Here is a 13,695-nt window from a genome sequence, read left to right as displayed (position 1 = left end):
GTTAGCCCAAAGTTTTCTTAAAACATCGCATATCTGCGCCGGTTGATCAGTTCGGGTTTTGATAATCGCAGAATCATGCTATCTTTGCTTTCGTTATGCGTAAAGTAAGCGTTATCATATTGATGATCTGTTACCTGGCTTTCAGCAGCGGGGTGATCATCAATTCGCATTACTGCATGAACAAACTGGCTTCAACACAGTTTTTTTCCAGCGGATCGAAAGAGTGCGGCAAATGCGGAATGCATATGGATGATGCGCATGGCTGCTGTCACGATGAAGTCAAAATGGTAAAGATGGATGACGACCAGAAATCATCTCCATCTGTAAGCATCGAGTTCGCTTCTCTAAAAATACCCGTACAGGTTCCGTCAGCATTTATTGTGGCTGACTTTCAGAATGTTCCTCAGCAGGAATATGTCACAGAACAGCCTCCGCCTTTGCTAAAAGGCCAGGAGACCTATCTTCAGCACTGCGTTTTCAGGATTTGAGATATGAATACCAGATAGCCTGTCATGCCTGTTTTGATGAACAGACACGAGGGATCATGTATTTTTTGCGGCAGCAATGCTGCGCAAATCTCTTATTCAATCTCTAAAATCAAAATAATGAAAACTTTCAAAATATTCGCTGTAATCGCTCTGTGCCTCACACTTGCTACAACTTCATTTGCTCAATCTCATACAGACACTATTCCTGTTTCCGGTAACTGCGGAATGTGTAAAAATAACATTGAAAAGGCTGCAAAGAAAGCAGGTGCAAGCTCTGCAAGCTGGGATACTGAAGCAAAGGTGTTGACTGTTAAATACAACAGTTCAAGCACCAATGCTGCAAAGATCCAGCAGGGGATCGCTGCGGTAGGTTATGACACCCGTGATTTCACAGCAACTGACGAATCTTATAACAAACTTCACGGATGCTGCAAATATGAGCGCGTAAAAAAAGAAGCGCAACCTTCAGCTGCGACACAGAAAGCAAAGGGCTCATGCTGCGATAAAGAAGAGGGAAAAGTAGCATCGAACGAAAAGGAGAAATCCTGCTGCTCGGAAGCGCATTGATCGTGATCGATGTAAGATGATCGATGGTCAGGTTTCATGGCCAGGTGTGTTCGGTATCCCTGAACCAGGGATACTTACAGTTAGCCTGGCAACAATTTACCTTTGGTGATCATCGGTCATCGCGCATCGGACATCACGCCCCAAACTTCGAAAAAATATTCATTCAAAAATTTAGTTATGAAAAAGCTATTGATTTTACTGATAGCGGGATTCATGACGCTGGCTGCAAGTGCGCAATTCAGTAAAGCGAGCCTTCAGGCTACAGGTCTTACATGTGCCATGTGCAGCAATGCGATCAATAAAGCATTACAGGAAGTTCCATTTGTGGCTTCTGTAAAGTCAGATATCAAGAATTCCGTGTTCAATATTGTTTTTAAAGAAAATGAATCCGTTGATATTGACGCCATCCGCCAGGCCGTGGAAGACGCGGGCTTTTCTGTCGGGGGATTGAAACTCACCGGTCAGTTCGAACAGGTGGCAATTGCCAATGATAAGCACATTGAAGTGGGAGGGACCACCTTTCATTTCCTTGATGTCAAACAAGCATCGCTTAGCGGTGAACAAACCCTGACGGTGGTTGACAAGAACTTTGTGCCTGCCAGGCAGTTCAAAAAGTTCAGCAATGCTACCAAAATGGCCTGTATACAGACCGGCAAGGCTGCAACCTGCTGTGTGAAAGACGGTGTAAAGCAGAATGCGAGGGTGTATCACGTGACGATCTGAAAAGAGTGAAGTTTAAAAGTTTAAATGGTTTAAAGTTTAATAGTTTGAAAGTATGCTGTCATCACTCAGCCTGACTTTTAAACCTTAATCCATTTAAACTTTTAAACTTCTCAATATCTTTTTGTTTCAGTTAATTTATTTATTTAACTCATGATCAAATCAACTATCACTGCATTCTTATTACTGTTCCTTGTGACAGTGACAGAGGCGCAGGTGGCGAATATTGGCGATCCCAGGCTGAAGATAGAATTGCCTGATGCGAGTGGAAAAAAGATCGCGCTTTCTTCTCTGAAGGGAAAAGTTGTATTGCTTGATTTTTGGGCCAGCTGGTGTATGCCTTGCAGAAGTGCCAATAAGCAGCTGGTAAAGCTCTATGCAAAATACAAAGCCAAAGGTTTTGAGATATACAGCGTATCTGTGGATGAGGATAAAAATGACTGGCTGAAAGCTGTCAGGAAGGATAAGATCACCTGGCTACAGGTGAATGATCCGGCTAATCTTGAAGCTGACGCCATTCAGAGATGGCAGGTCAATGCATTGCCTACCGTTTTTCTTATCAACAAAAAAGGAGATGTGGTGGCTATTGACATCGAGGGAAAAGAGCTCGATAATGAGGTCGCCAGACTACTTGCTGAATAGCAGCCGATAGCCTGATTTGATAAATCACAGATCAGCAAACATGAAGTATTTTTTATTCATTAGTATTATCCTGTGCAGCCTGAACAGCCAGGGGCAGGAATTATATGTATATACTGAACCGGCGTCAAACATACCCGCCCGGTCAATCAGTGCAAAGCTGACCAGTAATATTGTAACCAGGCAGAACCCTTATAACAAGGTTATGCAGCGGTATACTCCCGAGGTATTTGTTGGTCTCAACAAAAACTGGATGTTGCGTGCCGGTGCTACGTTTGCGAATATGCATACGGATAATTTCAGGTGGGAATCTGTATACATGTATGGAAAGTACAGGTTTCTTTCCTCTGACGATACGCATTCGCACTTCAGAATGGCCATATTTGGCGAAGCAGCTTACAGCCGTAGTCCTTTTCATTTTGATGAGTTGAGTTTGCAGGGAGATAAGAGCGGCTTACAATTGGGCGTTGTGGCAACTCAATTATGGCATAAGCTGGCCATTTCAGGCAGCGTGAGTCATTTGCAGGGATTGCATAGTTCCCGCAATGATAAAACGCTGTATATCCCTTCCCGCATCTACCAGGCAATGAACTATACCGTCTCTGCGGGGTATCTGCTTTTGCCGTTTGAGTATAAAGATTACAAACAAACCAATCTGAATCTTTATACAGAATTTCTGGCACAGCAATCGCTCGACAGAAAAGCGTATTATGTTGATTTCGCGCCGGCTGTCCAGCTGATCTTTAACAGCGCCACTAAACTTAATCTTGGCTATCGCTTTCAGTTAAGTGGTGATATGCAGCGTATGGCAAAAAACAGCTGGCAGATCAGTGTGGAAAGAACATTTCTGAATGCCCTAAAACGGAAAAAGTAATATGGAGATCTACATCAGGAATATGGTTTGCGACCGGTGTATAAAATCGGTCAGGCATATTTTTGAAAAGATGCGAATAGAAACGGAAGAGATCCGGTTGGGTGTGGTGTATACAAAAGTAGCCGTTCCGGACGCGCAGGTGAGATCATTGAAAGACGCTTTACGGGAAGAAGGGTTTGAATGGATGGATGATCAGAAAGCGAAGATGGTAGAGCTTATCAAAAGCCTGCTCATTCAGCTTGTGCAAACAGCTGAACTGGATGAGATGAAAGGGAATCTTTCCGCGTATTTATCGAAGATGTTGCTGAAAGATTATCACTACCTGAGCCAGCTTTTTTCTTCTATGGAGAATACAACAATAGAGCAATATTTCATTTTACAGAAAATTGAAAAGGTGAAGGAATGGCTGGTGTATGATGAGTTTTCTGTGAGTGAGATTGCGTTCAAGCTGGGGTATAGCAGTGTGTCGCATCTTTCAGGGCAGTTCAAAAAAGTAACGGGATTTACACCTAGCGAATTCAAGCAGTTCAAAGATCATTACCGTAAACCGCTGGATAAGGTTTAACGTAAGACCGGCGTTGGAGTATCGCAAAGGGCGCAAAGGCGGCGCAAAGGACGCAAAGAGTTAAATCCTATGTTTACCTTTTGCGTCCTTTGCGCCGCCTTTGCGCCCTTTGCGATACTCCAACGCCGGTCTATTAAAAGAGCGCAGCTAATTCTATAAACCTTTCCCCGAATTATGTAACAATCCCCAAAGCATAAGGCAGGAATTTTGTGTCATAAAACTTAAATCATGACACACTCCTATAACATTTCCGGGATGACCTGCAACAGCTGCGTAGCCCGCGTGAAAAGCGAACTGCTGAAGCTCGGTAATATTGAATCAGCAGAAGTACAGCTGACAGCTCCGCAGGCAACCATCACGATGAACCAGCACATCAATACGGGTAAGTTACAGGAAGCTGTAAGCAAGGCCGGCCATTACACGATCTCCGAAGCGGACGGAGGCATGCATGATATGTCACAAGAAGCTACTGCTGAAAAGAATTCCTATTTTCCCATCTTTCTCATTTTTGGGTATATCACCGGTATCAGCCTGTTAATACAGTTCGCTTCCGGCACATTTAACTGGATGCAATGGATGAGTCATTTTATGGGAGGATTCTTCCTGGTGTTCTCTTTCTTCAAATTGATGAACCTCCGGGGATTTGCTGAAGGATACCGCAGTTATGATATCGTCGCAAAAGCAATGCCCGCCTGGGGATTCATTTATCCTTTTGTGGAACTGGCACTGGGGATCGCCTTTCTTATATCATTTCAGCCGCTCGCTACCAATATTGTGACCCTGGTTGTAATGGCAATAAGTTCGGTGGGTGTTATTCAAAACCTCATGAAAAATTCTCCGTTTCAATGTGCCTGCCTTGGGACGGTGATCAAACTTCCCTTAAGCAAAGTAACGCTTTTCGAAGATCTGCTGATGGTCGCCATGAGCGCCGTGATGGTCATAAAAATGTGGTCATGAAATTAATAGTAAAATTCTTCCGGTTCATCGGATCATTGTTTGTTAAGAAAAATTGTTGCAAATGAAATCGCTGTTAAGTATATCGGTTCTTTTTTTGTCAGTTTCGGCCTTCGGGCAGCATGAACACCATGATATGAAAGATCAGAAAAAAGAACCCGCAAAGGAAATTAAGAAGGATACCATTCCTGCGGGGAAACATGATCACGACATGAGTGGACATGGCCACACGATGTCTCATGCCTTTTCATTGAACCTGCCGATGAACAGGAACGGTTCAGGTACATCCTGGCTCCCTGATGAAACCCCCATGTATATGTACATGACCGGGAAGAAAGCAATGTGGATGTTCCATGGAAATGTTTTTCTGCGTTATACTAACACGGACATATTCAATAAGGGTATTGGTTCAGATAAGTTTGATGCACCGAACTGGTTTATGGCCATGATGAATAAAAGGATCGGGAAGAGGGGACTATTTACGACAAAGGCGATGATCAGTCTTGACCCGTTAACAGAAGGAGGGGGAGGTTATCCTTTGCTGTTCCAGTCGGGCGAAACACATAATGGAGCCAGGCTGGTGAATCGTCAGCATCCGCATGATCTGTTTGCCGAGCTGAGTGTGGCGTATACACATGCGATAAATAAGAACACCGATGTGTTTGGTTATTTTGGCTATCCCGGTGAACCGGCCATCAGTGCGCCTGCATTTATGCACAGGATCTCTGCCATGAACAATCCGGATGCGCCGCTGGGGCACCACTGGCAGGATGCCACGCATATTACGTTTGGGGTAGGAACTTTAGGTTTCCGGTATAAGAAGCTTAAAGTGGAGGGTTCCATTTTTACCGGTCGTGAACCCAATGAAGAGCGGTATGGGTTTGATAAAATGTTATTCAACAGCTACAGTTACCGTTTGTCTTATAACGCATCGCGGAACTGGGCTTTCCAGTTCTCTCAGGGCTTTATCAAGGAACCGGAATTGCTTGAACCCGGGGTGGATGTTACACGCACGACCGCTTCCGCCTTGTATGCAAAGAAGCTGGGGAAGGACAGGGATCTGAACGCGGCCCTTATCTGGGGTTTTAATGACAAAGGTGCCGGTCATAAAGAACATTCGCTTTTACTGGAAGAGAATTATCGTTTTGGCCGCAATGCCGTTTACAGCCGGTATGAATGGGTGCAGAAATCAACGGAAGAACTCGAATTAGAGAACCAGTTAGGGCATCAGACCTTCGATGTTCAGGTTTTCTCTGCGGGTTATAATCGCGGTCTGTGGAAATCAAAAGTGGTGGACCTCGCGGCAGGCGCACAGGCGACGCTGAATTTCCCGGCTGCAGGGTTAAAATCAGTTTACGGGAATTTACCGGTTGGTTTCCAGGTGTATGTACAGCTGAGACCAGTATTGCAACGGTGATCGGCAGGGGGCATGGGCAGGTCCGGGCATAGTATTTAGCTATGCCCGGACTTTTTTATTACATTTATCTAAACATTTTTTTAGGCAAGACTAAAAAAATGTTTAGCTTTATTTAATAATGAAAAAAGGACTTCTACTCTTCAGCATTTGTTTTTGTTTTCTCAATCTCTATTCTCAACGTGCGCTTACGGGTGTTGTGTTGGATGCCACTACGCGTGAACCAGTTCCCGGTGCTACAATAAAAATGTCGGATTCGACCTCCACACTCACAGACGGGAAAGGGAAGTTTGTGATCAATGATCCTGTTCCGGATTCGGTGCATGTTACAGCGACGGGTTATATTCATCAGCATCTCTCTACCCTTGAAAGATCATCGTTACAGGTGCTGCTTTTTGCTGATCACCGGGAGATGGATGCGGTTGTCGTGAGCGGTACGATGCGGCCTGTAAAAAGGCTGGAGAGCCCGGTGAATGTTGAAGTGTATACTCCCCAGTTCTTCAAGAAGAATCCCGCTCCAAGTATTTTTGAATCGCTGCAGAATATAAATGGTGTAAGGCCGCAATTGAATTGCAGCGTTTGCAACACGGGGGATATTCATATCAACGGGTTGGAAGGGCCATACACTATGGTGACCATTGATGGTATGCCGATCGTGAGTAGTCTTGCTTCGGTATATGGTTTATTCGGGATCCCGACACAACTGATCGACAGGGTAGAGATCGTAAAAGGCCCCGCTTCCGGATTGTATGGGTCGGAAGCGATCGGAGGGTTGATCAATATCATTACCAAATCACCCGACAAGGCGCCAGCTTTTACGGCAAATATAATGGCAACAAGCTGGCAGGAATACAATGTTGATCTTGGTGGTGCATTCAAAATAGGAAATAAAGTAAAGTCGCTGCTTGGCGTTGATTACTACAATTTTCAGCATAAGGCCGATAAGAATAACGATCAATTCACGGATGTAACATTACAACACCGGATCTCCGTTTTTAATAAGCTTAGTTTTAAAAGAAAGAAGGACCGTGTGGCAACGCTTGCCGGAAGATATTTTTATGAAGACCGCTGGGGTGGTGATATGCGTTGGAATAAAACATTCCGGGGAGGCGATAGTTTATATGGAGAAAGCATTTACACTAACCGGTGGGAAGTGATGGGCCAGTATCAACTTCCCGTGGAGGAAAAGATGGCACTCTCGTTCTCCGCCACAAGGCATCAGCAGAATTCTTACTACGGAAATACTCCTTATATGGGAGATCAGCGGATCGTCTTCGGACAACTGGTATGGGATAAAAAGATAGGCATGTCCCACAGCTTGCTGAGTGGGGCAGCGTTGCGTTATAATTACTATGACGATAATTCTACAGCTACGACTGATACGCTGACCGGAAGGAATAACCCGGATAATTATATCATTCCCGGCTTGTTTTTGCAGGATGAATGGAAACTGAATGCGAGGCATCTTGTGTTACTTGGCCTGCGGTATGATCATCATCCTGTTCATAAGGGGATCTTCACGCCAAGGATCGCCTGGAAATGGTCGCTCAGTGACAGACAGGTATTCCGTCTCAATGCAGGGACCGGTTTTCGTGTAGTAAGTCTGTTTACCGAAGATCATGCGGCATTAACGGGTGCGAGAGCCGTGGAGATCCGCGAGTCACTTGATCCTGAAAGAAGCTATAATGTCAACCTGAATTATATCCATAGTTTTCGTTGGGATGATATATCGCTGAGCGTCGATGCGTCTGCATGGTATTCTTATTTTACCAATCAGATCATTGCCGATTATGATTCGGATCCGAACCTGATCGTGTATAAGAACCTGGATGGTTATGCTGCCTCAAAAGGATTTACGTTGAATGTTGAGTTCAATAAGGGTCATCGCTTTAAAGCTCTCGCAGGAGTAACTATACAGGATGTTCATAAATCCGAAAAGAATGGCGCCGGGCATTCAGTCAAAACCCGTCCAGTGCTTACAGAGAAATGGAGCGGCACCTGGACGATCAGTTACACCCTGCCTTCCGCAGGATTGACGTTTGATTACACAGGCAATCTGTACGGGCCGATGCGTTTACCGTTATTGTCAGCCACCGATCCGCGGCCGGGCCATTCGCCGGTATGGAGTATTCAGAATATTCAGTGTTCAAAACTTATCAGCAATAAACTGGAAGTGTTTGCTGGTGTGAAGAACCTGCTTAACTGGACGCCGGCGAAAAGTACGCCATTCATCATTGCGCGCTCGCATGATCCGTTTGATAAGAATGTGCAGTATGATGCTTCAGGTGGGGTTGTTGCCACACCGGAGAATCCTTATGCATTGAGTTTTGATCCAACTTATGTATATGCGCCTAACCAGGGGATACGGGTGTTTGGAGGAGTAAGGTATACGGTCAGATAAATAACTCTACTTTTAATGGCTGGCGTAGGAGGAACGCGGCGGACGCAACGATACGCGGCGGACACGGCGAAAACAGCCGGGGTAAAAATTGTATTCGCTGCGATCGCCGCGTATCGCTGCGTTCGCCGCGTTCCTTCCAGGCAAATCAAAAAATAGTGTAAGTCCCTTCTAATCCACTTCTAAGTCTTCATGAGATTTGCATGACAATTGGAAATCCCTATCTTCGTCACCGTGAAACGCCTGGCTGGCATATTATTCATTTCCATCTACATGCTCGCATTTGCTGAGTTTCACCAACTTCTGCGCATTCCTTACCTCATAGAACATTTTGATTTCCATAGGCAAAGTGATCCCCAGATCAGTTTTGTGAAGTTCCTGCGCATGCATTATCTCGGACCGATCATCGTAGATGATGACTTCACGCAGGATCAGCAATTGCCGTTCCGGGACGTGGATTCACATACCCTGATCGGTTCTGTAGTGGTTTCTGTAGAACCCATTTCTATCTCCATTGATCCGCCGGAACTTTCCGCAGCGGAATTTTTCAGTTATAACGAGGTGAATAAACCTCAGTTTGAAGCCTTCGATATCTTCCAGCCGCCCCGCTGTGCCTGATGACATATAATCATCTATTCTTCACAGGCACAATTTTTTTGCATGTTAAATACTATTATTCGCTTTTCCGTAAGGAATAAGCTGATCATAGGTTTATTCACCATCGCATTAATGATATGGGGTGGAATAAACCTGCGGCAATTACCTATCGATGCATTGCCGGATATTACAAGTAACCAGGTTCAGATCATCACTGTTTCACCTTCACTGGCGGCGCCGGAGGTAGAACGGCTCATCACATTTCCGCTGGAGCAGGCGAATGCCAGTATTCCCGGAATAAAAGAAATGAGATCGATCTCACGGTTCGGCCTTTCTGTTGTAACGGTTGTTTTTTCTGATGAAACGGATATCTACTGGGCGCGTCAGCAGGTAGGTGAGCGGCTGAATACAGTGAGAGGACAGATCCCTTCGAGTGCGGGTAATCCTGAACTGGCTCCCGCCACAACAGGTATCGGGGAGATCTATCAGTACGTGTTAAGGCCCGCCAAAGGATATGAAGGTAAATACGATCTCACAGAACTCCGTTCAATACAGGATTGGATCGTTCGCAGGCAGTTGCTGGGAACACCCGGTGTTGCAGATATCAGCAGTTTTGGTGGCTATCTCAAACAATACGAAGTGGCCGTTCAGCCAGACAGGTTGAAAAGTATGAAAGTAACCATCGCGGATGTGTTTGCTGCACTGGAAAAAAACAACCAGAACTCCGGAGGGGCTTATATAGAGAAAGGTCCGAACGCTTTATTTATCCGCACAGAAGGTCTTGCTGAAACAACTGAAGATCTTGGTAAGATCTTCATTCGTCATACCGATACAGGTATCCCTGTCTACCTGAGAGATGTTGCGGAGGTCAGGATCGGTCATGCGATCCGCTATGGTGCGATGACCTATAAAGATGAAGGCGAAGTGGCAGGTGCCGTTGTGCTGATGCTGAAAGGAGCCAATGCATCGGCCGTGATCGAATCGGTAAAAACAAAGATCGCTGAGATCAAGAAGACTTTGCCTGAAGGGGTGGTACTCGAAACGTTCTATGACCGCACGAAGATGGTGGATAATGCGATCGGTACGGTAAAGAAAAACCTGCTGGAAGGTGCCTTGATCGTCATTTTTATTCTTGTATTGTTTCTTGGAAATCTGCGTGCCGGGCTGATCGTTGCCTCAGTGATCCCGCTGGCAATGTTATTTGCGATCATCCTGATGAATACATTCGGTGTAAGCGGAAACCTGATGAGTTTGGGTGCACTTGATTTCGGGTTGATCGTTGATGGGGCCGTCATCATTGTTGAAGCGGTTCTTCACCGCCTGATGCATAATAAAAGCTTTGCCGGGTTGACACGGATCACACAACCCCAGTTGAATGATGAGGTGGAAACCGCTGCAGGCAAAATGATGAACTCTGCTGTATTCGGCCAGATCATCATCCTGATCGTTTATCTACCGATCCTTTCACTGACGGGCATTGAGGGAAAGATGTTCAAACCGATGGCGCTAACTGTATCATTTGCATTGATAGGTGCTTTTGTTTTATCGCTGACATATGTGCCTATGATGACTTCTCTTTTTCTCAGTAAAAAAGTATCGCATAAAGAAACGGTTGCGGATAAGATGATGAATGTGCTGCAACGTGGATACAGACGCCTATTGCAGAAAGCATTGGCATTCCCCAGGGCAGTTGTGTCTTTTGCATTATTGTTATTTGCTTTTTCCGTGTGGCTGATCAGTACGCTTGGCGGTGAATTCATTCCCGAGCTGGAAGAAGGTGATTTCGCCGTAGACGCACGTTTATTGACGGGAAGTTCATTGACAGAAACCATCAGAACGACGCAGAAAGCTGTTTCAATCCTGCAAGAACGTTTTCCCGAAGTAGAGAAGATCGTCACGCGGATCGGTGCGAGTGAAATTCCCACAGATCCCATGCCGCTGGAGATGACAGATATCATGATCACACTAAAGCCTAGATCCGAATGGGTGTCCGCTGCTTCATTCGATGAACTGGCAAACAAGATGAGTAAAGCACTCGAAGCGGTGCCCGGTCTTACTGCGGGGTTTCAGTTCCCCGTTCAAATGCGTTTTAATGAACTGATCTCAGGTGCGAGGCAGGATGTAGTGTGTAAGATATTTGGAGAGAATCTCGACAGCCTTGCTTCTTATGCAGACAGGATGGGGCGTTTGGTAAGTACGGTTAAAGGAGCCAGTGATATTTATATAGAAGCGGTGACCGGTCTTCCACAGATCGTGATCAATTATAACCGTGATGCCATGGCGCATTACCAGTTAAGTGTAGCGGATGTAAACCTGGTTGTGCGCACCGCATTTGCCGGTGAAAGCGCTGGGCTGATCTATGAGAATGAAAGACGTTATGATCTTGTTGTGCGTTTGCAGGATGAGTCAAGAAGGGATATTGCAGATGTTCAGCAACTATTGATCCCAACGCCATCAGGCTTGCAGGTCCCATTGTACCAGGTGGCGAAGATTGAGGTCAAAGTGGGTCCCAACCAGGTACAGCGTGAGAATGCGCAACGGCGGATCATTGTCGGATTTAACGTGCGCGGCCGCGATGTTGAATCCGTTGTTGAAGAATTGAATGCAAAAGCGACAAAGCAAATAAAACTTCCTTCGGGATATTTTATAAAATATGGCGGTCAGTTTGAGAATCTAGTAGAGGCAAAAGCCCGCTTATCGATCGCGGTGCCGGCGGCGTTATTGCTGATCCTCGTGATGCTGTATTTCGCCTTTGGTTCATTGAAATATGGTTTGCTGATCTTCTCTGCCATACCTCTTTCTGCAATTGGCGGTGTGCTGGCATTGTGGATGAGAAACATGCCGTTCAGTATTTCTGCAGGCGTTGGCTTTATTGCATTGTTTGGAGTAGCGGTGCTGAACGGGATCGTATTGATCGCGGAATTCAACAGGTTGAAGAAAGCCGGGCTTTACCCCGGATTGTCGGATGAAGAGTCCTCTACAGAAGGTCAGGGCAGGCTCGATGTTAAACATATTATCATGGAAGGAACACAGGTTCGTCTCCGTCCTGTATTAATGACGGCTGCTGTAGCATCGCTTGGGTTCTTACCCATGGCACTCAGCGAAAGCGCCGGAGCTGAAGTGCAACGGCCATTGGCAACGGTGGTGATCGGCGGTCTGATCACGGCTACATTTCTTACGCTGGTCGTATTGCCAATATTATACGCGTGGCTGGAGAAAAAGAAATCACGGAAAAAGGGAAGCGCTGGCAATGTTGTTGCAGTCATACTGTTACTGATCTGCGGAATGAAGGTGAATGCGCAGGAGAAAATGACTTTACCTGCCATGCTGGAAAAAGCACGGAAAGATAACCTGAGCCTTCAGGCGATCCGTACTGAACCGCAATACTGGAAACAATTGCAGTCAGGTGTTTTTGATCCTGCCAAAACAGTAGTTAGTGGGGAGTATGGCGGATTGAACAGTGTTCAAAACGATACGAAGTTCGGCATCAGCCAATCATTCAGTCTGCCGGCCATTTATCAACGCCAGCGTTCTTATTTCCAGTCGCGCGAAGTATCACAAAAAGAGCTGTCCAACTGGCGCCAGGCTGAACTTGACAGGGAAGTGAAGAAGAGTTTCTACCAGGTAGCGGAATGGCTGGAGAGAAAGAAGATCCTGCTCGGACTGGATTCTGTATACAGCCGGTTTCAGCAATCTGCCGCGCTGCGGTTAAAATCAGGAGAATCAAACCTGCTGGAGAAGACCACAGCAGATGCGCAGTTGCAGCAGCTGAAACTTCAACAGCGGCAGTTAGACCTCGATATCGCTTCCTTGCAAAAGCAATTGCAATGGTTGTTAAATACAGATAGTTTGCTGTTGCCTGACTATAGTGCTCTGAAAATGGATATTCCGCTGCTGGTGGATTCTGCCTCTCTGTTTGAACACCCGCAAATCCGTTACGAGCGGTCGGGCATTACGATTGCTGCTGCCGAGACTGCAGCGGAGAAAGCAAAGCTGTCTCCTGATTTCACTCTTGGATACAGCAATCAATCCATCATCGGCTATCAAAGCAAGAATGGTATTACACAGCAGTATTATGGGGCTGGTAAGCGCTTTCACATCGTGAACCTGTCTGTGGGCATTCCGCTGTTCAATTCGGCGGCCAAGGCGCGGATCCGCGCGGCGGGAGTAAGGCAGGACATTGCAAAGATGAACACCGCGGCGGCTGAGAAAAATGTGTTCACGAAATTCCAGCAGATACAGCAGGAATACCTGAAGCAACAGCAGGCGTTGCAGTACTATGAACAAACAGGATTGCAGCAGGCTGAGCTGATCACCAGGCATGCGAAGCTGAGTTTTCAGAATGGAGAGATCAGTTATCTGGAATGGACGATACTGATGAATAATGCGGTATCGATCCAGCTTAACTATCTCGACGCTGTACGCCAATACAATCTCGCCATTATCGAACTGGAATACATCACCGGAAAATAAATCATT

General features: G+C 45.9%; 11 protein-coding genes. All 11 read left to right on the top strand.

Translation table 11 applies throughout. The features are described 5' to 3' along the window. Positions 1-95 precede the first annotated feature (95 nt). The 11 genes from LZZ85_RS14770 (at position 96) to LZZ85_RS14720 (ending at position 13,689) form a co-directional block, all read left to right on the top strand. Entirely contained in the window at positions 96-488 is a 393-nt protein-coding gene (locus LZZ85_RS14770) for an HYC_CC_PP family protein (protein ID WP_237873451.1), read from the top strand. A 117-nt stretch (positions 489-605) separates the two neighbouring features. After that, the gene (locus LZZ85_RS14765; RefSeq protein WP_237873450.1) at positions 606-1,055 is read left to right on the top strand and encodes a cation transporter; all 450 of its coding nucleotides are present in this window, start codon (positions 606-608) and stop codon (positions 1,053-1,055) included. A gap of 177 nt (positions 1,056-1,232) precedes the next feature. Next, on the top strand, positions 1,233-1,778 hold the full coding sequence (locus tag LZZ85_RS14760; RefSeq protein ID WP_237873449.1) for a heavy-metal-associated domain-containing protein: 546 nt from the start codon (positions 1,233-1,235) through the stop codon (positions 1,776-1,778). Positions 1,779-1,928: 150 nt separating this feature from the next. Next, positions 1,929-2,417, top strand: coding sequence for a TlpA family protein disulfide reductase (locus LZZ85_RS14755; RefSeq protein WP_237873447.1), 489 nt, complete (start codon positions 1,929-1,931; stop codon positions 2,415-2,417). A gap of 40 nt (positions 2,418-2,457) precedes the next feature. After that, on the top strand, positions 2,458-3,288 hold the full coding sequence (locus LZZ85_RS14750; protein WP_237873445.1) for a hypothetical protein: 831 nt from the start codon (positions 2,458-2,460) through the stop codon (positions 3,286-3,288). 1 nt (position 3,289) lies between these two features. Next, positions 3,290-3,853: a helix-turn-helix domain-containing protein gene (locus LZZ85_RS14745; protein ID WP_237873443.1), complete on the top strand. Its 564-nt coding sequence runs from the start codon at positions 3,290-3,292 to the stop codon at positions 3,851-3,853. A gap of 228 nt (positions 3,854-4,081) precedes the next feature. Continuing rightward, positions 4,082-4,810 (top strand): heavy metal translocating P-type ATPase, encoded by a 729-nt coding sequence (locus LZZ85_RS14740; protein ID WP_237873441.1) that lies wholly within the window; start codon positions 4,082-4,084, stop codon positions 4,808-4,810. Between the two features lie 133 nt (positions 4,811-4,943). Next, a complete protein-coding gene (locus tag LZZ85_RS14735; protein WP_237873438.1) occupies positions 4,944-6,224 on the top strand; it encodes a hypothetical protein in 1,281 nt (426 codons plus the stop codon). A gap of 118 nt (positions 6,225-6,342) precedes the next feature. After that, complete coding sequence (locus LZZ85_RS14730; protein WP_237873437.1) at positions 6,343-8,622, top strand: TonB-dependent receptor; 2,280 nt, start codon at positions 6,343-6,345, stop codon at positions 8,620-8,622. 231 nt (positions 8,623-8,853) lie between these two features. Further along, complete coding sequence (locus tag LZZ85_RS14725) at positions 8,854-9,237, top strand: hypothetical protein (RefSeq protein WP_237873435.1); 384 nt, start codon at positions 8,854-8,856, stop codon at positions 9,235-9,237. Between the two features lie 42 nt (positions 9,238-9,279). Beyond that, a complete protein-coding gene (locus tag LZZ85_RS14720; RefSeq protein WP_237873433.1) occupies positions 9,280-13,689 on the top strand; it encodes a CusA/CzcA family heavy metal efflux RND transporter in 4,410 nt (1,469 codons plus the stop codon). Positions 13,690-13,695 lie beyond the last annotated feature (6 nt).

It is taken from the genome of Terrimonas ginsenosidimutans (assembly GCF_022012415.1).
Classification (GTDB): domain Bacteria; phylum Bacteroidota; class Bacteroidia; order Chitinophagales; family Chitinophagaceae; genus Terrimonas_A; species Terrimonas_A ginsenosidimutans.
The sequence above is the reverse complement of the archived record's forward strand: the minus strand, read 5'-3'. Positions and strand labels throughout refer to the sequence as shown.

Excerpts from the sequence above, each read along its gene's own strand:
- LZZ85_RS14730 (WP_237873437.1), top strand. The coding sequence starts at position 6,343 with ATGAAAAAAGGACTTCTACTCTTCAGCATTTGTTTTTGTTTTCTCAAT.
- LZZ85_RS14720 (WP_237873433.1), top strand. The coding sequence starts at position 9,280 with ATGTTAAATACTATTATTCGCTTTTCCGTAAGGAATAAGCTGATCATA.
- LZZ85_RS14745 (WP_237873443.1), top strand. The coding sequence starts at position 3,290 with ATGGAGATCTACATCAGGAATATGGTTTGCGACCGGTGTATAAAATCG.
- LZZ85_RS14735 (WP_237873438.1), top strand. The coding sequence starts at position 4,944 with ATGAAAGATCAGAAAAAAGAACCCGCAAAGGAAATTAAGAAGGATACC.
- LZZ85_RS14770 (WP_237873451.1), top strand. The coding sequence starts at position 96 with ATGCGTAAAGTAAGCGTTATCATATTGATGATCTGTTACCTGGCTTTC.
- LZZ85_RS14755 (WP_237873447.1), top strand. The coding sequence starts at position 1,929 with ATGATCAAATCAACTATCACTGCATTCTTATTACTGTTCCTTGTGACA.
- LZZ85_RS14740 (WP_237873441.1), top strand. The coding sequence starts at position 4,082 with ATGACACACTCCTATAACATTTCCGGGATGACCTGCAACAGCTGCGTA.
- LZZ85_RS14750 (WP_237873445.1), top strand. The coding sequence starts at position 2,458 with ATGAAGTATTTTTTATTCATTAGTATTATCCTGTGCAGCCTGAACAGC.
- LZZ85_RS14765 (WP_237873450.1), top strand. The coding sequence starts at position 606 with ATGAAAACTTTCAAAATATTCGCTGTAATCGCTCTGTGCCTCACACTT.
- LZZ85_RS14760 (WP_237873449.1), top strand. The coding sequence starts at position 1,233 with ATGAAAAAGCTATTGATTTTACTGATAGCGGGATTCATGACGCTGGCT.